Here is a 20,517-nt window from a genome sequence, read left to right on the forward strand (position 1 = left end):
TCTGGTTCTCCACATCTTGATGAAAGAGTAGGGTGGTGAAATTCTAAAAGTCTAAGTTCTGTTCCAGCTTCTGTGGGGCTGGATTCCGGCCTGCGCCGGAATGACGAAAGGAATTAAAAACACTTTCGCACGGCGCGAAGGTGGAGTGCCGGGTGTGGGGTTTCAGGAGCGTCGCAAACAGGAAGTTTGCGCCGCAGCGCCCATGGATGGGTTCACAGCGGTCCTGAAACCCCACACCCGGTGCTCCACCGCCACCAAACCCATTCAGAGCGGGCGGTGGCAGCGGGCTAAATCAAGCCGGCTCACAAATCTTGACGATCTCCTCGCGGGTCGCCGGGCGGCGCTGCTCGCGCTCTTCCACGAATACGATCTTCTCGTCCTTCGCATCGGTGTTCACAAACTGGCGGAAACGCTTCACCATCTCAGGGTCATTGATCGCAGTCTTCCACTCACACTGGTAAGTGCCCACCACATTGCCCATCTGACGCTCCAGTTCCTCAGCGAGCCCCAGGCTGTCCTCGATCACCACCTCGCGCAGGTAATCCAGGCCACCCTCCAGGTTCTCCAGCCACACCGAAGTCCGCTGCAACTTGTCCGCCGTGCGCACATAGAACATCAGAATCCGGTCGATATACTTGATCAGGGTTACATCATCCAGATCCGTCGCAAACAGATCCGCATGGCGCGGACGCATACCGCCGTTGCCACACACATACAGGTTCCAACCCTTCTCGGTGGCGATCACCCCGATATCCTTGCTCTGCGCCTCCGCACACTCACGGGTACAACCGGACACCGCCATCTTGATCTTGTGCGGCGAACGCAGGCCCTTGTAGCGGTTCTCCACAGTCAGTGCCATACCCACACTGTCCTGCACGCCATAGCGACACCAGGTACTGCCCACACAGGACTTCACTGTACGCAGGGATTTGCCATACGCGTGGCCAGTCTCAAAGCCCGCATCCGTCAGCTCGCGCCAGATCTCCGGCAGCTCCTCCAGACGCGCACCGAACAGATCGATACGCTGGCCGCCGGTAATCTTGGTGTACAGGTCGTATTTCTTCGCTACCTGGCCCAGCACGATCAGCTTGTCCGGCGTGATCTCGCCGCCGGCGATGCGCGGAACAACGGAGTAGGTACCGTTCTTCTGCATATTCGCCATAAAGGTATCGTTGGTATCCTGCAGGCCCACATGCGGTTTCTTGTGGATATGTTCATTCCACAGCGACGCGAAAATGGAGCCGGCGGTGGGCTTGCAAATTTCACAGCCCTTACCGCGGCCGTGCTTGTGCAGCAGCTCGTCGAAGGTCTTGATTTCCTCCACCTGCACCATGTGGAAAATCTGCTGGCGGGTATAGGGGAAGTGCGGGCACAGATCGTTATTGACCTCGACGCCCAGCGCCGCCAGCTCCGCGTCCACCACATTTTTCAGCAGCGCGGAACAGCCGCCACAGCCGGTGCCTGCCTTGGTGCAGTCTTTCACTTCGCCCACGGAACAGCAGCCGCCCTGCACCGCACCGATAATGTCGCCCTTGCTCACGTTGTGGCAGGAACAGATGGTCGCGGTGTCCGGCAGTGCGCCCGCGCCGAGGGTCGGTTTGGCACCGTCCAGCGCCGGCAGGATCAGTTGCTCCGGGTGTTCCGGCAGATCCATATCGTTCAGGTGGTATTGCAGCAGGGTGTCGTAATCCCCGGTGTCGCCCACCAGCACTGCGCCGCGCAGTTTCTTGCCCGCGCGGTCGGTGATCATGCGTTTGTACACACCGGTCTGCTCGTCCACAAAGGTGATCGCGGCGGAACCTTCGGTGCGGCCGTGGGCATCGCCGATAGAGCCCACTTCCACACCCAGCAGCTTCAGCTTGGTGCTCATGTCGGCGCCGTTGAACTCAGCTGCCTCGCCGCACAGCAGGGATACCGTGGTGCGGGCCATGGAGTAACCCGGTGCGACCAGGCCGAAGATGCGGTTGTCGAACAGGGCACACTCGCCGATGGCAAAAATGTTCTTGTCGGAGGTGCGGCAGTGGTTGTCGATCACAATTCCGCCGCGCTCGCCGAGTGTAATACCGGCGGAGCGTGCCAGGTTGTCTTCCGGGCGGATACCGGCGGAGAACACGATCAGGTCGGCGATGAGTTCTTCATCACCCTTGAACTGCATGCGCAGGCGACCGCCGTCCACTTCCTCAATCAGTTCGGTGGCGGTACTGGTGTGTACGGTAACGCCCAGCTCCTCGATTTTTTCCCGCAGCAGTTTCGAACCGCCTTCATCCAGCTGCACGGACATCAGGCCGGGGGCAAACTCCACCACGTGGGCTTCTAGGCCCAGTTGCTTCAGGGCGTTGGCGGCTTCGAGGCCCAAAAGGCCACCGCCCACCACCACGCCGACCTTGCCGTTTTTGGCGGCGGCCTGGATCTTGTCGAGGTCTTCCAGGGTGCGGTAAACGAAGCATTTTTCGTGCTCGTGACCTGGGATTGGTGGGACAAAGGGATAGGAGCCGGTGGCCAGTATCAGATGATCGTAGGCTTCGGACGCACCGCTGGCGGAGGTGACGATTTTATTTTCGCGATCGATGCTCACCGCGGTGTCGTTCAGACGCAGGTCGTAACCCCACTCGCGGTACTGTTCCACCTTGCCCATGGCCAGGTCATCCGCGGTGCGGCCGCCGAAGTATTCGGACAGGTGTACCCGGTCGTAGGCGGGGCGGGGTTCGGCGCAGAACACCAGCACGTCGAACATTGCACGCTCGGGGCGGTTCGCCAGTTGTTCCAGGAAGTGGTGACCCACCATGCCGTTGCCGATGACGACGATTTTTTGCTTAACCATAATCTCTGCCGTTTTAACCTGAGTGCTTCGGCAGGAGGGGGGGAGCTTGGTGGGATCGGGTCGCACGGCTGCCCCTCTTCTGTCGAAGAGTGTCAGGCGCCGTTGCCTTGCTGAAAAGTTTCGGATTGTGACTAAAAGTATTCAATCTCTGTGCCAACTTGTTGAGATGGCGCAGGTGGTGAGGAAACCACAGGGTTTGTGCGGGTTATTGGCGATTTTGCATGTCGGGGTGGTGCAACTTGGTGCGCGACGGCCGGTTGCGCACCAATGCGGGGCCTTTGGGTTGATTGCCCAACCTACGGGTCGCGACTATTGTAGGAGCCAGCCTTGCTGGCGAAGCGATGATGCTTATTGGCAGCGCGGTTATTCGCCAGCAGGCTGGCTCCTACAGGGTGCCGCCTCGTCACTCTTTAGTTTCAGAGCGGATTTGCGCGCGCCGAAATTTGGATCACAAGAAATACAGCAGGTGCGAGAGAATCGCCAGCACCGCCACCGTCTGCCAGAACAACAGCGGATTGCGCTCTATCAAGGGCGGTTTCTCCACACTGGCGAAGCGCACATTGGGCGTGCTGAGATCGTGCACAAATTCCGACAGTGCCGGGTAGCGGCTTTTCGGGTCTGGTGAGCAGGCCTTGCGCAGTGCGCCGTCGATCCAGTCGGGAATATCGTCACGGTGCTGGCGCGCACTGATGTAGCGCATGCCCGCGTAATTTTTCAGCTGGTAGTGGTTACTGCCGAAGCGCTCTTTATACGGGTACTCGCCGGTAAGCATTTCGTAGGCGATGACCCCGAGGGAGAAAATATCCGAGCGATGGCTGGCGCCGTCGCCCACAAAATACTCCGGCGCGCAGTAATTCTTGCTGCCGGGCGGCGCGCTGTCCTGATAGCGCAGCAGTTCCTGCAGTCCCGCTGCATTGGCACCACCCAGGTCGATCAGCTTCAGGCGCCCAGAGGAGTCCACCATTATGTTTTCCGGCTTCAGATCACCGTGCACGATCTCCAGCCTCTGCAGCCGGCGCAGCGCGCTCACCAGCTGCCCCACCAGATTGCGCACCTGATCCAGTGGCGGCTTCGGGTGCAGCTGCATCCACTGCCGCAAATTCTGTCCGTCCACATACTCCATCACGTGATAGAGAAACCGGCGCTCCTTCTTCGGCGGAAATACCTTGACGATGGCCGGGTGATCCAGCCGGCGCCCGGTCCACTCCTCGGCGATAAAGCGCTCGATATAGGCCGGGTCGTCAATGAAATTTTCCGATGGCGCCTTCAGTGCGCACAGGATGCCGCTGTCCAGATCCCGCACCAGATACAGATAACTGCGACTGCTCGCGTGCAGTTCCTGCAGCACCTCATAGCCATCGATCCTGTTGCCCGGCTGCAGCGGAGGTGGGAAGGGCAGCTGGCCGGCAGTCAGCATCAGATCGTCGGATTCCAGTGCTTCCAGCACATTCACCCGGCACAACGCCAGGCTCAAATTGTCCTTGCTGCCGTTATCCAGCGCCGCCGCAATCAGCGGCTGCGCCGCCTCCAACTGATGTTGCTCCAGCAACGTCGCGAACTGCGGCAGCGGCAAAAAATCGTGGATGCCGTCGGTCGTCACACAGAACAAGTCGCCCGCTTCCAGCGGCTCCTGCCGGTAATCCACCTCGATATGCGCATCCATCCCCAGCGCGCGACTCAGAAACGTCTTGTCCGGCCCCAGCGTGCGACTGTGATCCCGCGTCAAACATTCCAGATTCCCGTTACGCAGACGGTAAATCCGCGAATCCCCGATATGGATCAGATGCGCCGTCGACCCCTTCAACACCACCGCTGAAAACGTCGTAAGCCACCCGCGTTGAATCTCATCCGCACCGCCGCTCTGGCGATACAGCCAACCATTCAGCGCGTGCAACACCCGCGCCGCCGCCTGCTTCACCGACCAGGAATCCGGCGTACTGTAATAGTCGGAAATAAACCCACTCACCGCCGCCCGCGCCGCCGCGCCCCCGGCCTCCGCACTCCCCACGCCATCTGCAATCGCCGCCAGCGAACCGCGGTACCGCAACTCGCTCCCGCTCGCCCGATACACCGCCACCGCATCGTCGTTGTATGCGCGCTGGCCGCACTCGGTGGCGGTGGCAAATTCCAGTTTTTCGGAATTGGATGCCGCAATATCGGAATCAGGCACAGTGATGGTTTCGCAGGTGGTGTTCAAAGTGGTTGGCCTTCTTTCGTCATTCCGGGCCTGACCCGGAATCCATAGCTACGAAGCTGGATGCCGGATCAAGTCCGGCATGACGACTTTTGTAGAGCGCGTAGTTGAGCCGGATCACAACAAATCCAGTGGATCAGGCCACGTCGATCAGTGAAACACTGCCGTCAGGCATGACTTCTGCCATCTGGCCTTCCGGTTCCTCCAGGAACAGCAGCGTAACAAATCCAAGTACCGCTGTGCCCGCAATCACCAGGAAAAACGTCTGGTAAGAAACCATACTCAAAACAGTCAGGTAAAACACCGCGCCTACATTCCCGTAAGCCCCTGTCATCCCCGCAATTTGACCCGTCAGGCGACGTTTGATCAGCGGCACCACCGCAAACACCGCACCTTCACCAGACTGCACAAAGAAAGAGCACGCCATCGCCGCTGCCACCGCCAGATACAGTGGCCACTGTGCATCGATCATGCTCATCGTCAGATAACCCAGCGCCAGCCCCGCCGTCAGAATCAGCAACGTACTCTTGCGCCCGAAGCGATCACTGATCAGTCCACCCGCCGGGCGCGACATCAGATTCATAAACGCATAAGCCGAAGCCAGCAGGCCCGCCTTCACCGGATCCAGCGTAAACGTCTCCGAGAAAAACAGCGGCAACATCGAAACCACCGCCAGCTCCGAGCCGAAAGTGGCAAAGTAAAGAATATTCAGCACCGCCACCTGTTTGAACTGATAGCGATGGATCGGCTCCGGCAGTTTCACGAAAATTTCGCGGTTGATTTCGTAGCACTTTTTCGCATCAAACACATACAGCGCCGCCAGCGCCAGATAGATCGCGACCGCCACCGGCTGCGACAGCATACTCACGCCCTGGGGGGAGAGCTTCCAGGTCAGCAGCGCCAGCGCCGCATACATCGGCACCTTCATGATCAGCAGCAGCACGAAATCGGATGGGCTGGAAACCTCCATGCCGCCGATTTTTTTCGGTTTGAAATAGGTACCACCCTTCGGGGTATCGGTCACCGAGCGGTAGTAGATCACGCTGTATACCAGCGCAATGACGCCAGTGATGCCGATGGCATAGCGCCAACCCTCTTGTCCTGGAGAGTCACCGCCGACCAGCAGTGCAATCGTGGGCAGGGTCATGGCCGCCGCGGCAGAACCAAAGTTGCCCCAGCCGCCATAGATGCCCTCGGCCGTGCCCAGCTGTTTGGCCGGGAACCACTCGGACACCATGCGGATACCCACCACGAATCCGGCGCCGATAAAGCCCAGCAGAAAACGGCCGATGGCCGCCGCAGTAAAGCTGTCGGCCAGCGCAAAAATAAAGCAAGGTACACTGCCGATGGCCAGCAGCAGCGAATAGGTCAGGCGCGGACCGTATTTGTCGGTCAGCATGCCGATGATCACCCGCGCCGGAATCGTCAGCGCTACGTTCAGGATCAGCAGCGTTTTCACCTGCTCGGACGTGAGCGACAGACTGTCGGCAATCGCCATCAGCAGCGGTGCGTGGTTGAACCAGGCGAAGAACGTAATAAAGAACGCAATCCAGGTCAGGTGCAGCACCCGGATTTTTCCCGTGAAGGAAAACAGATTCAAAGAATCGGAAGACATGGTTGTATCCCATTTTTAAATGAAACTTTTATCTGTTCTGTTCTGTTCTGTTCTGTTGTAGCCGTCTTCCAAAACACTACCTCCTCATCCCCGCGCAAGCGGGGATCCAGAAATTGCGGCGCTGGATTCCCGTAGCGGATCAAGTCCGGCATGACGTTTCTGCGCGGGAATGACGGGGGAAAAGTCAGGCCACGTCGATCAGGGAGACGCTGCCGTCGGGCATGACTTCAACCATATGGCCTTCCGGCTCTTCCATGAGCAACAGAATCAGAAAACTGAAAACGGCGGTACCGGCGATCACCAGGAAAAAGGTGTGGTAATCCACCAGCGTCAGCACCGTTAGAAAAAACACCGCGCCCACATTGCCGTAGGCCCCGGTCATGCCGGCAATCTGGCCGGTCAGGCGGCGCTTGATCAGTGGCACCACCGCAAACACGGCCCCGGCACCAGCCTGCACAAAGAAGCTGCACAGCATGGCCGCACCCACCGCCAGATACAGCGGCCAGCTCTCGCCGATCTGCGCCATCAGCAGGTAGCCGCCGGCGAGGCCGGCGACCAGAATCATCAGCACCAGCTTGCGCCCGTATTTATCGCTCAGCATGCCGCCCGTAGGGCGCGAGACCAGGTTCATAAAGGAGTAGGCGGAGGCCACCAGTCCGGCCTTTACCGGATCGAGGGAGAAGGTTTCGAAGAAGAACAGCGGCAGCATGGAAATGACCGCGAGTTCGGAGCCGAAGGTGGCGAAATACAGCAGGTTCAGGATTGCCACCTGTTTGAATTTGTACCGGTGGATGGGCGCGGGCGGCGCGCTGAATACCTCGCGGTTGATACTCCAGGTTTTTTTCAGTTCGAGCAGATACAGTGCGGCGAGGAATATGTAAATCGCCCAGGTCCAGAATTGATTGAGCAGCCCGGCCTCCGCCGGCGACAGCTTCCAGGTCAGCAGCGCCAGGGCGCCGTACATGGGCAACTTCATCAACATCAGCAGCAGAAAATCGCCACTGCTGGTCACTTCCATCGCACCGATTTTTTTCGGCTTGAAATAAGTGGCGCCTTTGGGCGTGTCGGTAACGCTGTTGTAATAGATCGCGCTGTACAGCAGCGCGATGACACCGGTGAGGCCGATGGCGTAGCGCCAACCGTCTTCACCGCCAAACATCAGCGCAATTGTCGGCAGGCAGATGGCGCCGGCGGCGGAGCCGAAGTTGCCCCAGCCGCCGTACACACCTTCGGCCGTGCCGAGGTGACGGGCGGGAAACCACTCGGACACCATACGGATGCCGATCACGAAACCTGCACCGATAAAGCCCATGAAAAAACGGGCAATCGCCGCTTGGGCGAAGCTGTCGGCTAATGCAAATACAAAACAGGGAATACTGCCGATGGCCAGCAGCGCGGAGAAGGTGAGGCGCGGGCCGTACTTGTCTGTGAGCATGCCGATAATCATGCGCGCGGGAATGGTCAGCGCCACGTTCAGGATCAGCAGGGTTTTCACCTGATCCGGAGTCAGCGCCAGGCTGTCGGCAATGGCCATCAGCAGCGGTGCGTGGCTGAACCAGGCAAAGAAGCACAGGAAAAAGGCCAGCCAGGACAGGTGCAGTACTTTGACGTTGCCACTGAAGGACAACAGATTCAGGCGTTCGGACGGACTGCTATGGGACATTACTTCGAGTAACTCTCTTATCGCGCATCACTATTCGGGGACACCGGCCTGCCCCGCATAAAAGCGATCAGGCATAAAAAAAGTCCACAGGCACAGACGGGCCGTGCCAGTGGACTTCGATGTCCGTGTATTCAGTTTTTCGCCGGAGTTTTTATTTCAGGTGGCCTGCTGCCACTCCCTTTCTGCGCCGGCGGAGAGCGGGCGTCATCACTGTTGCACAGGAATCTGTCACTCTCGCATTAAAAGAATTCAATTTCTGTGCCAGCTCAGGGCAAAGTCAAAATCCGGGGCGGAAAAATGTGATTTTTTGGGGCGAACAGGGGAAATCTGACGCTAGTTCCGGGTGCAAGGGAAAGTGTCTGCGCGCGCGAAGCGCCCTGTTTTGGGCTGTTTTGTGCACCGGGGTGCAAGAATTTGCACCTGAGGCGGGCGCTCCTCGGTTTGCTGGATAGTTGTCGGGCAGCCGGCTTCAGGAAGGTGGGGCTTAGTTTACCGTTGGCTGTGGCGGACAAAGTCCAGCGTTTGCTGATACAGGTCGGAACAGAATACTTCCGCGGTACCGCTGTCGACGGGTGCAATATCGTTGCACAGTGATAACAGTTCGCGGCCTTTCTTTTCCGTAGGGCGGCCGTGGTCGCTCTGCGGGTGCGCGAACAGGTGCCAGCCCGGGTTTTTACCCGGTGCCCGCCCGCGCTGTGTGAGCAGCTCGTCGTTCAGAGAGGCGGCAATAGCAGACTCCGGCAGGTCGAGATACTCAGGGCGCGCGAGAATGCCCACCGCATCCCGGCGTTGACTGCGATCGCCGAGCCAGCTGCACGCCTCCAGCAGAGCGGCGCGCAGCGCCAGGTGCGTGGCGGGATGGGCCTCGTGCCAGCTGTGGGTGACGGCCAGCACTTTTTCCGGCATCGCCGGCATCAGACTGTTACCGGGCGTGGCGATCACGCCGATACCTTCCTGTACCGCCAGCGTGTTCCAGGGTTCGCCCACGCAGTAGCCGTCGATATCGCCGCGGCGCAGGTGGTCCACCATCTGTTCTGGCGGCAGAACCACAATGCGCACATCCCCGTCGGGGTCGATACCGGCGGCAGACAGCCAGTGACGCAGTTGCAGGGTATGGCTGGCAAATGGATAAACACTGGCAAAAGTGAGTGGCTTCTCACCGCTGGCGCGGTTGGCTATATGCGATTTGAGCGCGGCACCGGCGTCGCTGGAGGTCTGTTCGAGCTGCGCGTAAAGACTTTGTGAAAGGGTGATGGCATTGCCGTTGCAGCTCAGAATCAGGCCGCTCAGCAGTTGTTCATCGCACTGGGGCAGGGTCTGCTTCAGGGTCAGCGGCATGGGCGCGAGGATGGAGGCTGCATCGGCGGCACCGCCAATCAGCTTGTCGCGCAGGGTGGCCCAGGAGGTTTCCCGCTGCAGCTCGACCTTGAGCCCATAGCGCGCAAAAAATCCCAGCTCACTGGCAATGATCAGCGGGGCACTATCGGTCAGGCGCAGGTAAAGGAGTTTCAGGTTGGGCTTTTCGACTTGCAGACTGCTCACGGTGGTTCTCTCGAATTCTTTATTGGTTGAGCCGGCGGTTCAGCGGCGTATTTACTGTCTATTTCACAGGCCGCTGCAGATGCGTGACGATCTGCTCCGCCACATTGCGCATGGTGGAGTTGCTGTTCATCGCCAGGGTGCGCAGGGTCTGATGGGCGGCTTGTTCGCTGATGTTCTTGCGCGCCATCAGCAGTCCCTTGGCGCGCTCAATGATCTTGCGCTCATCCAACTGTTGCTGGGTACGCGCCAGGGATTGGCGCAGTTGCTGGTAGCTGCGGAATTGTGCCATGGCAATTTCAATCGCCGGTGCCACCCGCTCGGCGGAGAGGCCGTCCACCATATAGGCGCTGACCCCGGCTTCCACCGCGCTACTGATAAAATCGGCGCCGCCGCGCACGGAAAACATCGCCACCGGGGTGGGGTTGTGCTGGTTGATTACCGCGAGACTTTCGAGAATATCGCGGTCGGGGGATTCGATGTCGATCAGGACAATATCCGGGCGGTGTTTTTCCACCTGGAACAACAGGCCCTCGGCACTGGTGAGTTGTGCCAGCAGATTGTAGCCGGCGGCGGACAGCTGTCCGGCCACCATGGCGGCACGTTCAGGCTGGTCGTCGACCAACAGGATACTGATGGGGGGCGTCGTCATCGCTTGTCAGAACTTCAGTTCGAACTGCAGTCAGAACCTGTCAGTAGCGCAGCTGTACTCGTCAGCATCGCGCCTGGTGTGCCTGGCCCGCAGATCAATGTTTTCAGTTATGTAATAGGTCGCGGCCATGTCCAGCTCCCTGCCGTAGTCCAGGCTGTCGCGATCCCTATAGAGTTTATGCAGGTTCTGCAATCTTGATGCCAGAGACGACTGCGCTGCCAATATTAACGTCATGAACCCCGTCCGGTCGTGCGACCGGAAACCTGCCTGTCACCCGAGTTGCAGGCTTTTCCGCCAACCGGGGTTGCGTTTTTGCTCGCGGAAGGTGCGCGCGCTGTTGGCGTGCTCACTTTTGGTGCTCGCGATGAGTGTTGTGGCTGGAAATGCTGTTTGATTTATTCCGAGGGAAACCTGTGCCGATGGTGTGGCACTTCTCAGCACAAAGGGCTATTAGTTTGTGGGCTCTGGGTAGAAATGCGCAGTCGTGACATGAGCCCGGAACCAGCAGCATGAACTCAACATGTGGCGTTTGCGAGTAAGCGTTTGCATCTGCGCGCCATGGCCGCGCTATAAATCCAGGAGCAGTATGGAAGGATTCAACATCAATCGGCGCAATTTCATTAAGCTGTGCACTGTTACGGGTATTACGGTATTCGCTGCGCCGGTGCTGTGGCAGAAGGGGAAGGCTCAAAATCCTGAAACAGCGAGAGACGTGTTGAATTGGCGGGGAGCAGGCTCCGATCCCGCATTCCGCACAGACGGCGTAGCCAAAGTGACCGGTCAGAAAATTTTTGGCCGGGACTTCCGCGCCCGGGACATGCCAGGGTGGAAACCGCAGCAACACTACGCTTTGGTGCTGCGTTGCAACCGGGTGGAACGACGCTTCGATGGTGTGGACTGGACCCAGTTGCCCGCGGAGGCTCAACCCTATGCGAAAGTAACCGCGGAGACGCTGGCTGAGAAAAAGTTGAAATTGCCCGCCTTCTACGGCGAGGCAATGCTGCTATCTGAGGGTGCATCGCCGCTCTACTACGGCCATGCGGTGGCCATGCTTTTGTTCGATGACTTTGAGAAATACGCCACTGCCAAACAGGCGCTCCAGTTTAATGAGCAAGTGATTCGCTATGGCGCGCAAACGCCTCCTGTAGAGCGGGACCCTTACGCCAGCTGGCGCATCATTCGTGTTGAGGGGCCGCAAGGACCCGAGGATGAAGACCTGTACTCGCCCATGCAGGATGGTCTCTTCTTTCCCAATTACCGCGATCACAAAGCAGAGTGGCCGAGGGCTGCGAATCTGTCGGGAAGTGTCAGCGAGCGCGGCATGTATTACGCACAGCAGATTCGCGCTACAACCGAGCGTGAAGCGGAATCCGGTAACTGGCACCTTGTGCGGGGAGAGTATCGAACTCAGATCGTTGATCCGATGATGATGGAGCCGGAGGCTGCTAACGTCTGGTTCGACGGTGAACGGCAAACATTACATCTGGTCCTCACCAGTCAGTCGCCACAGGATTTCCAGGAACTGGCGGCGCACATGATTGCCGAAAGTGCGTTCGCCGCAGAGATCAAGAATATTGTGGTGCACTCCGCGGTCGTTGGGGGCGGCTTTGGTGCCAAAGACCACTCTATTTTCCCCTATTACGGTTTGGTAGCCGGACTGTTTGGCACTGCGCCGGTGCGGCTGGCCAACAACCGATTCGAGCAGTTCCAGGCGGGTTTGAAGCGCCACCCTTTCGGCATGCGCAATACCCTGGCGATCGACAAAAAGAATGGGAAATTTCAGGCCCTGATTGCCGAGATGCAGGTGGACGGTGGCGGTCGGCAAAACTTCAGTGCGTCCGTCTCAATGGTGGGCGCCAGTGCGATTCAAAGCATCTATTATCTTCCTCGCAACGATATTTCCTCCGTCGCCAATCAGTCAATGAATGTGGACTCCGGCTCCATGCGCGGCTACGGAACACTGCAGACCATGACAGCCATGGAAATGATGGTAAACCAGGCTGCGGCAGAGCTTGGAATTGATCCCATAGAGCTGCGACTGCGCAACGCCTTTCAGGACGGCTGGCGCAATACTCAGGGCGCCGTTCCGAAGGTAGGTGTGCGCTACCGGGAATTGCTGGAGCGCGCCCGGGAACATCCCATGTGGCGCGATCGGATGGAGCGCAAGCGAGCTTTCGAGCAGGAAAATCCCGGCTACCTGTTCGGCACCGGCTATGCCATTGCTACCAAGGATTACGGTACCGGAGCCGCCGCCCCGAGTGCGGCGGTCCAGTTTGATACGGCGGGCCGGTTGTCGATGGCCGTGGAATTCATGGAAATGGGCACAGGTATCGGCACCTCCCAATCCCTGCTGCTGGAAACTGTTCTCGGGCGGGCGGCGGATCACTGCACGGTGGGGGAGGTGGACGCCTGGCATGCCCTGCAGCAGTTCCAGACCGAAAGCCCTTACACCATGAGTCAGCAACACCAGGACCAGCAGTCCGCTAACCCGCTGTGGACTCCGGTGACGGCCATGGCGAGCGCCGCGTCCATGTCTTCCTATTTTCAGAGCCACGCTACACAGCAGGCAGCGGAAATACTCTTCCAGCAGGGATTGCTTCCCGCCGCCCGCCGTCTGTGGAAAAGAAATGAACTGGAAGACGGGCAAACGCAGTGGCGGGAGGGCAAGCTTCATTATGGAAATTTGCCGCCCCTGGCGCTGGAACAATTGGCGGCAGAGGCCCATCGCAATGGCGATGTCACAGGGGTAATGGTGCACAGTTTCAATCGCTGGGAGTGGGCCGAGGCGGATTTCGAACTGCATGGCCGGCAATGGACCGGGAGCATCGATGGCCTCGCGCTGCGTCGAGGTGGAAGCGCGGAGAAGGTTAGCGCCGATGAATATCAGGTCGAGAAACGCTCGGCGGTACGCTATCCGAGAACCGCGTTGAACAATGCCATGGTCACCTACTATGCGCCGACTGCGGCGCTGGTGGAAGTCGTCGTGAATCCGGGGAATGGCGAAGTCAGCATCCACGGACTGCAGAACTATATGGACTGCGGCCGCACGATTGTGCGCCCGTTAGTGGAGGGGCAAATAGAAGGCGGTGTGGCCATGGGGATCGGCCACGCACTTTACGAATATTTGCCACCACTTGCGGAGGGTGCCGGCAATGGCACCTGGAATTTGAACCGCTACCAGGTGCCTCTCGCAAAGCATGTGCCGGTATGGAACCAACAGCACGAAATTCTGCCGCCCGCTACCGAAAAAGACCCTCACAAAGGGATTGCCGAAGTGGTGATGATCCCCATCGTGGCCGCCTTGGCAGAGGCGATTTACCAGGCCACAGGCAAGCGATTTAACGAAGTTCCCATCACGCCGGAAAGACTGCGCCGCGCGCTTAATCCCCAGGTACTGTGAGGAGACGAATCTGATGGCGAAAATTCCGGTGGCTATGGTTGTAAACGGTGAGAAAGTCGGACCGCTTGAGGTGGAGGAATATACCTCGATGTTGGATTTTCTTCAGGAGTACCTGAATCTGACGGGCACCAAGCTTGGGTGTGGAATTGGCGTGTGTCGTTCCTGCACCATCCTGGTCGAGCGAGAAGATGGTTCCCTGGAGCCGGTGCGCAGCTGTATCAACAATGTGGGCCGGTTTAACGGTAGAACCGTCACTACCGTTGAAGGGCAGGCCGAGTACAACAGCGAGGGCGATATCGTGGCGCTGTCGCCGATACAGCAGGCATTTCTGCGCAATTTTTCGTTTCAGTGTGGGTGGTGCACCCCGGGCTTTGTGAATGCCGCCACGGCGCTGATCGACCACCTAAGGCGCGAGCCGGTTCCAGCGGATACCATTGAGGCGGTTATCGATGAAGCGCTGGGAGAACATATCTGTCGCTGCACAGGTTATGTGCGTTACTACCGGGCCGTGCGGGAAGTGATCGAGTCGACGCCCGGGCTACTGAAGGAAGCAGATTAAATGGGCAAGGTTGCTTTCGTTTTTTTCTTCCTGGTGATAGGGGGGAATGTCGCGGCACAGCCGACGCATGCGCAGGCATCAGCAAAGCAGTCACCGGTGGAAAAGGGCCGCTATCTGGCGGCCGCTGGCGACTGTGTCGCGTGCCACACGGCAACCAATGGCCGTCCATTTATTGGTGGCCGACCCTTCCATACGCCATTCGGTATTCTCTACTCCACCAATATCACACCGGATAAGAAAACCGGCATCGGCAACTACACTCTGGAGGATTTTACGGCGGCCATGCGTCGGGGCAAGGGTGCCCACGGCAATCTTTATCCGGCCATGCCTTATACCTCTTATTACCTGATCCCCGATGAGGATATCGCGTCGCTGTATGCATATTTCATGCAGTTGCCGCCGGTGGAATATGTGGCGCCCGACAACGACCTGTTTTTTCCAGCCAACCTGAGATTTGGGCTGAGTGTCTGGAACCGGATTTTCTTCGACAAGGCGCCACTCTCGCAGCCTGCAGATAAAAGCCCGGATTGGCAACGCGGTAATTATCTGGTCAATGCACTGGGCCATTGCGGTGAGTGCCACACACCGCGCAACTTCGCGTTTGCCATGAAAAACGATGAAAAATTTTCGGGCAACATACTTGAGGGATGGGACGCGGTCGATATCCGACCCGCAGCACTTCGTCGCCAGGGATGGGACAGAGAACGACTGCGGTTGCTGTTTACCACCGGCGCCAGCGAGCATGGGACCGCATTTGGAGAAATGTTCAGCGTGGTGAAGTACAGCCTGCGTCATCTTTCCGATAATGACATCAATGCGATCATTACCTATCTGCTGGATGACAGCGAGAAGATGGCCGGAAACGCCGGTAACCCACAAGCTGCCGAAAAGCGATACACACAGGGGCGTGCGGACTTTGTCGCATACTGCGCTGCCTGTCACGGTCGTGAAGGCCGTGGGGTAACACTTTCATTCGCGCCGCCAATGGATCGCAACGCCGCTGTTCGCGGCGATAACCCCTACAACACAATCGCAGTCATTTTGCGCGGCTTGGCGGCGCAGCGTATGGATCGCACCAATGCCCGGGCCGGCATGCCCGGATTCCATCGCGAACTGGACGATGTCCGAGTGGCCGATCTGGTGAATTACATGCGCACCGCATGGGGAGGGGCTGAGAACCCCGTAACGGTGGAAGATGTGGCAGAAATTCGCCGCCAACTGCGGGAACATGGTTACCTCGGTGCGGTGGAATGAGCATAAACGGTCGTATGGCGAGGCTCTCTACATTACTCTTGGGGGTGTGTTACCTGCTGCCGACTCAGGCTGCGGACTGGTCAGCAACAGAGGCGCAGCTGCAGTACGGCCGGCTGGACAATCCATTTGCGGGAGGGGCCACGGATACCACCATTCTCACCCTTCAGCACGCGAGCGGCTGGAAGTATGGAGATAATTTCTTCTTCGTGGACTTTATCAATGATGGCGTGCGCGATGGCTTCAATGACACCGATGTGTACGCCGAGTGGTATGCAAGCTTCAGCCTGGGGAAGATCACCCGGTGCGATCTGAGTTTCGGGCCGGTGAAAGATTTTGGCCTGGTGGCGGGGTTCAATTACTCCGCGGACGCCAATGTGGAAAAGTTCCTGCCGGGTATCCGTATTGCCTGGGCCATGCCTGGAGAGGCGTTCCTGAATACTGATATTACGGGCTTTCAGGATATCGGCTATGGCGACGGCGCACCAAAAGAAGGCGACAGCTATATGATCGACTTCAATGGTGCCTTTCCGTTCAGTATCGGCAATCAGGATTTCAGTATCGAGGGGCACATTGAATACATCCATAACCGCACCAGTGAATTCGGCGACGTGAAAAGCTGGGTACTTGCGCAACCCCAGTTTCGCTGGGACCTTGGAAAGGCCCTGTTCAGGAGTCCCAAACAACTATTTATTGGTATCGAGTACCAGTACTGGCGCAATAAACTGGGAAACGAAATCGATGAAAGCGCCGTACAGGCGCTGGTTGTATGGCGTTTCTGAGTTGTGGCCCGCAGGGAGCCAGATCGCAGTTGATGGCGACTTCGGGGCCAAGAATCTGATCCCCCTTCCTTCACGCTATTGTGAACAGCTCGCGCCAGCCCCTGATTCGACCTTCGTTATCGACACCATGACGGATATTGAGCAGACTTTGCACTTAGCGGTATTGCTGGCGACAGAGGCTCGGAGCAGGGTTTCTTCCCCGTTGCCGTAAAATGCGCAAGGGCTGTCTACCGAGCGATGGCCACCGCGGGGAGATGGCATGAGATCGCTCAAAAGGATGCAACAACCGCAAGATGAACATTTCACCAGCATACATCGGTCAGGGGGGCGTCAATTCCCAGATGGTCACCAGAAATGTCTGCCCAGTGGTTTTGGCAGGTGGACTCTCCAGTCGCATGGGGCGCGATAAGGCGCTGCTAAAATTACCAGATGGCGAGACATTATTGTCACGGTCGCAGACCTTGCTGGAGAGATTGGAGCCGCCAGTTGGCGTTCGTTTCTCCCCAGTTCTGATCAGCGGTAATCGCACGGGTGGTATTCCGGACCGTGTGTCCCGTGCAGGGCCGCTCGGCGGGCTGCAGGCTATCGCCCGGCTTCTCACAGAGGAGGAGCAGGATGGCGGCTCCTCCTGTGATGCCATGCTGGTGATCCCGGTGGACATGCCGCTGCTCAGCCCGGCGCTACTGCGGCAGCTGTGCTTGGCGGGGCGGGAGGTAGAACAGGCGGTGTGCTTTGGCGACTTTTATCTACCCTGCTGGCTGCCGTTGACCCCGCGCTGTCGCCACTATCTCGACGCCGCGGCCATGGGCAACGCGGTTGCCTCTATGCGCGCACTGTTCGGCTATGTCGGCTGCATGCAGTTGGCGGTGCCGGAAGGCGACTGGCATCTCAACGTCAACCGCCCGCAGGATTTCGAGCGCCTGAACCTGTAGCGGTGTATGGGGCCGCGTCTCTCTGTGACCGCTTGGCGGGTGGTGTTGCGGGCAATGAACACGGGAGGTTCAGGCTTATGCTCAAACGGTTTCTGTTGTGCTCACTGCTGCTGTTACTGGCGGGCTGCCATCGCGACCGCCCTGAACTCAGGGTCGCTGTCGATGCAGGATTCCAGCCAGCGATGGAAGCGTTGCGTGGGGATTTCGAGGCGCAGTGCAACTGTTTGCTCAGGGTGACTGCCGGCTCCAGCGGCCTGCTATATAGCCAGATTCGCGGCGGAGAGCTATTCGACGTTTTCCTCTCGGGCGACATGGCGCGCCCGGTGCTGCTGGAAAAGGCGGGTTTTATCGTGCCCGCCAGCCGTCAGGAGTATGCCCGCGGGCAACTGGCGCTGTGGGTGAGCCGGCAGCTTTCTGAGAAAAAATCCGCGGGGTTTTCCACATTGAACGCCGAACTCGCCAGCAATCGTACCGAGCTTACGCCGCGGCAGTTGATCCTGTTGCTGGGGAAGGGCAAGCACCGCCTGGTGATTGCCGACCCACAATTGGCACCCGATGGCGATGCGGCGGTGAAAATGCTGAAAAAATTCCGCCTGTGGCCGCGCCTGAAGAACCGCATGGTATACGCGGGCCACGCCGGCCATGCCCAGATCCTGCTACACCAGGGGGAGGGGGAGATGGGGGTGATCCCCTATGGGCAGGCGCTGGCTTCCGGCAGGGGCGGGCAGTACATGCGTATCCCCGCACATTTCCACCCGCCCATTCACCATCAGCTGGTGATACTCCGCAACACCCGCGAGCGCAGCCGCGCCATACAGTTGTTGCAATATCTGCAGTCCCCACCGGTGCAGGCGCGCCTGGAATCCCTGGGCTACCTTGCGATTGCCGGAACCGGCGATAGCCCGGATAAGGCGATCTCACCTGACGGGGCACGGGTGACGAATTCCGAGTAAAGCGGAATGGTGCGCCTCCGCAAACGGTTACCGTTGAAAAGGTTTCAGATAAATCCGTTTTTATTCGCGCCAACGATTGGTTTTATTTGATACCTATTCCATTACTGACTGATATCTATTTCAAAGGGTTATTATTTTTTTAAACCGTTTGGAATAGTTGATTAAATATTCCTTTATATGAACGGATATTGGCGATTGGCGGAAATTTGATTTAATTCTGCGGCCAAGTGCAGTTCGCCGATAGATTGGACTGATTGGCATTAAAGTCACTATTTTTCAGTTGTTTTCAGTGTGTTTTGCGCTCGGAAAGACTGTTTTTTGTGCGTTTTCAATAGAATTCTATTGCGAGCCTAATAAGAAACCTCTATTTCCGTCGCCGAATTTTATTTTCTTTAATGCACCGGTCTACCGAAAAGGTTTTAATTTCCTGGAAGAATTTATTTCCCCGGGGGCGCCCGTCTTCGCTCTGTCGTCGGGTGCCCTGAGATCGGCGCTATACAGGAAATAAATATCCGGAAATAAATTCAGCGGTACTCAAAATGCCCATTCAGGGCAAGCCCGGATTCACGGGTTATATAACAACGACGATTAATGAACGGGAGCACAAACGGTGATTATTGCCATTCCAAAGGAGACGGCGCCGGGCGAGGCGCGGGTTGCGGCAACGCCAGCCAGCGTACTGCGACTGCAATCGCTGGGCTTTGATGTTGTGATTGAGCAGGGCGCCGGGGAGGCCGCAAACTTCCCCGATGCGGAATATGAAAAAGCGGGTGCCAAAATTTGCGCCAACGCGGCCGACTGCCTGAGCCAGGCCGGTCTGGTTCTGAAAGTACAGGGGCCGACCGACGCGGAGCTGGAGCTGATCCCCAGCGGCGCCACCCTGATTTCCTTCCTGAAGCCCGCGCAGAACGGCGAGCTGCTGCAGAAACTGGCGGACAGAAACATCAACGCGCTGGCGGTGGAATCTATTCCGCGTATTTCCCGCGCGCAGAAGATGGACGCGCTGAGTTCCATGGCGAACATCGCCGGTTACCGCGCGGTGATTGAGGCAGCCCACGAGTTTGGTCGCTTCTTCACCGGCCAGATCACCGCCGCCGGCAAGATCCCGCCGGCCAAGGTGCTGGTGATCGGCGCCGGTGTGGCGGGCCTTTCCGCCATCGGTACCGCCAAGAGCATGGGCGCCATCGTGCGGGCCTTCGACACCCGCCCGGAAGTGCGCGAGCAGGTGGAATCCATGGGAGCGGAATTCCTCACCGTGGAGATTGAGGAAGACGGCTCCGGCACCGGCGGTTACGCCAAGCAGATGTCGAAAGAATTCATCGATGCCGAGATGGCCCTGTTCCGCGAGCAGGCCAAGGAAGTGGACATCGTCATCACCACCGCGCTGATTCCTGGAAAACCGGCGCCGAAGCTGTGGTTGGCGGACATGGTCGATACCATGGCCGATGGCTCTGTGGTGGTGGATCTGGCCGCGGAAATGGGCGGCAACTGCGACTACACCGAAGCGGACAAGAAAGTGGTGAAGAGCGGCGTGACCATTCTCGGTTACACCAACCTGGCGAGCCGTGCGGCCACCCAGTCTTCTACCCTGTACGCCACCAACCTCTGCCACCTGCTGACGGACATGACTCCGGAGAAGAATGGCGAGATCAATATCAACTTCGACGATGAGGCGATCCGCGGTGCCACCGTGGTGAAGGAAGGCTCGATCACCTGGCCGCCGCCCCCGCCGAAACTGTCCGCTGCGCCGCAGAAACCGAAAGAGACCGCGCCGCAAATCAAGGTGGAACCGAAGCCGGAGAAGAAGACTTCTCCGCTGTCACTGGTGGCCTTCTGGGCCGTGGCCGGCGCGCTGTTGCTGGCGCTGGGTAAATCCGCGCCGGCGGACTTCGTCGCCCACTTCACCGTATTCGTGCTGTCGATCTTTATCGGCTGGCAGGTGATCTGGAACGTGTCCCACGCCCTGCACACGCCGCTGATGAGTGTGACCAACGCCATCTCCGGTATCGTCATCATCGGTGCGCTGCTGCAGGTGGGCGCCACCGGTTCCCTGCTGGTGACCGTGCTGGCCTTCGTGGGGGTACTGTTTGCCAGTATCAACATCTTCGGTGGCTTCTTCGTAACCCACCGTATGCTGAAAATGTTCCGTCGATAAG

At 58.4% G+C, this 20,517-nt stretch carries 14 protein-coding genes; 7 read left to right on the plus strand and 7 right to left on the minus strand.

What is annotated here, in order from left to right; translation table 11 throughout:
• Nucleotides 1–292: 292 nt before the first annotated feature.
• From nirB to FDY93_RS00275, 7 genes are all read right to left on the minus strand, one after another.
• Nucleotides 293–2,821, minus strand: coding sequence for a nitrite reductase large subunit NirB (gene nirB, locus FDY93_RS00245; RefSeq protein WP_138233738.1), 2,529 nt, complete (start codon nucleotides 2,819–2,821; stop codon nucleotides 293–295).
• Nucleotides 2,822–3,269: 448 nt separating this feature from the next.
• Nucleotides 3,270–5,018 (minus strand): bifunctional protein-serine/threonine kinase/phosphatase, encoded by a 1,749-nt coding sequence (locus FDY93_RS00250; RefSeq protein ID WP_138233739.1) that lies wholly within the window; start codon nucleotides 5,016–5,018, stop codon nucleotides 3,270–3,272.
• Between the two features lie 133 nt (nucleotides 5,019–5,151).
• Nucleotides 5,152–6,630, minus strand: a complete 1,479-nt coding sequence (locus FDY93_RS00255) for a NarK family nitrate/nitrite MFS transporter (protein WP_138233740.1) — start codon at nucleotides 6,628–6,630, stop codon at nucleotides 5,152–5,154.
• Nucleotides 6,631–6,814: 184 nt separating this feature from the next.
• Nucleotides 6,815–8,293, minus strand: a complete 1,479-nt coding sequence (locus FDY93_RS00260; protein ID WP_138233741.1) for a NarK family nitrate/nitrite MFS transporter — start codon at nucleotides 8,291–8,293, stop codon at nucleotides 6,815–6,817.
• Nucleotides 8,294–8,782: 489 nt separating this feature from the next.
• Nucleotides 8,783–9,835, minus strand: coding sequence for a CmpA/NrtA family ABC transporter substrate-binding protein (locus FDY93_RS00265; protein WP_138233742.1), 1,053 nt, complete (start codon nucleotides 9,833–9,835; stop codon nucleotides 8,783–8,785).
• A 58-nt stretch (nucleotides 9,836–9,893) separates the two neighbouring features.
• Nucleotides 9,894–10,484 (minus strand): ANTAR domain-containing response regulator, encoded by a 591-nt coding sequence (locus FDY93_RS00270; RefSeq protein ID WP_138233743.1) that lies wholly within the window; start codon nucleotides 10,482–10,484, stop codon nucleotides 9,894–9,896.
• A gap of 30 nt (nucleotides 10,485–10,514) precedes the next feature.
• Nucleotides 10,515–10,718, minus strand: coding sequence for a hypothetical protein (locus tag FDY93_RS00275; RefSeq protein ID WP_138233744.1), 204 nt, complete (start codon nucleotides 10,716–10,718; stop codon nucleotides 10,515–10,517).
• 352 nt (nucleotides 10,719–11,070) lie between these two features.
• On the opposite strand from FDY93_RS00275, the gene FDY93_RS00280 reads away from it, so the two are divergent.
• From FDY93_RS00280 to FDY93_RS00310, 7 genes are all read left to right on the plus strand, one after another.
• Complete coding sequence (locus FDY93_RS00280) at nucleotides 11,071–13,884, plus strand: xanthine dehydrogenase family protein molybdopterin-binding subunit (RefSeq protein ID WP_138233745.1); 2,814 nt, start codon at nucleotides 11,071–11,073, stop codon at nucleotides 13,882–13,884.
• Nucleotides 13,885–13,897: 13 nt separating this feature from the next.
• Entirely contained in the window at nucleotides 13,898–14,443 is a 546-nt protein-coding gene (locus tag FDY93_RS00285; RefSeq protein WP_138233746.1) for a (2Fe-2S)-binding protein, read from the plus strand.
• On the plus strand, nucleotides 14,444–15,697 hold the full coding sequence (locus FDY93_RS00290; protein WP_138233747.1) for a cytochrome c: 1,254 nt from the start codon (nucleotides 14,444–14,446) through the stop codon (nucleotides 15,695–15,697).
• Entirely contained in the window at nucleotides 15,694–16,476 is a 783-nt protein-coding gene (locus FDY93_RS00295) for an outer membrane protein OmpK (protein ID WP_220446060.1), read from the plus strand. The genes FDY93_RS00290 and FDY93_RS00295 overlap by 4 nt, the downstream gene beginning before the upstream one ends.
• Before the next feature lie 293 nt (nucleotides 16,477–16,769).
• A complete protein-coding gene (gene mobA, locus FDY93_RS00300; protein ID WP_138233748.1) occupies nucleotides 16,770–17,408 on the plus strand; it encodes a molybdenum cofactor guanylyltransferase in 639 nt (212 codons plus the stop codon).
• A 77-nt stretch (nucleotides 17,409–17,485) separates the two neighbouring features.
• Nucleotides 17,486–18,361, plus strand: coding sequence for a molybdate ABC transporter substrate-binding protein (modA, locus tag FDY93_RS00305; RefSeq protein WP_138233749.1), 876 nt, complete (start codon nucleotides 17,486–17,488; stop codon nucleotides 18,359–18,361).
• 610 nt (nucleotides 18,362–18,971) lie between these two features.
• Entirely contained in the window at nucleotides 18,972–20,516 is a 1,545-nt protein-coding gene (locus FDY93_RS00310) for a Re/Si-specific NAD(P)(+) transhydrogenase subunit alpha (protein ID WP_138233750.1), read from the plus strand.
• The last annotated feature ends 1 nt before the right edge of the window (nucleotide 20,517 follow it).

Origin of the sequence: Microbulbifer harenosus, from assembly GCF_005771435.1 — a bacterium.
GTDB lineage: Bacteria > Pseudomonadota > Gammaproteobacteria > Pseudomonadales > Cellvibrionaceae > Microbulbifer > Microbulbifer harenosus.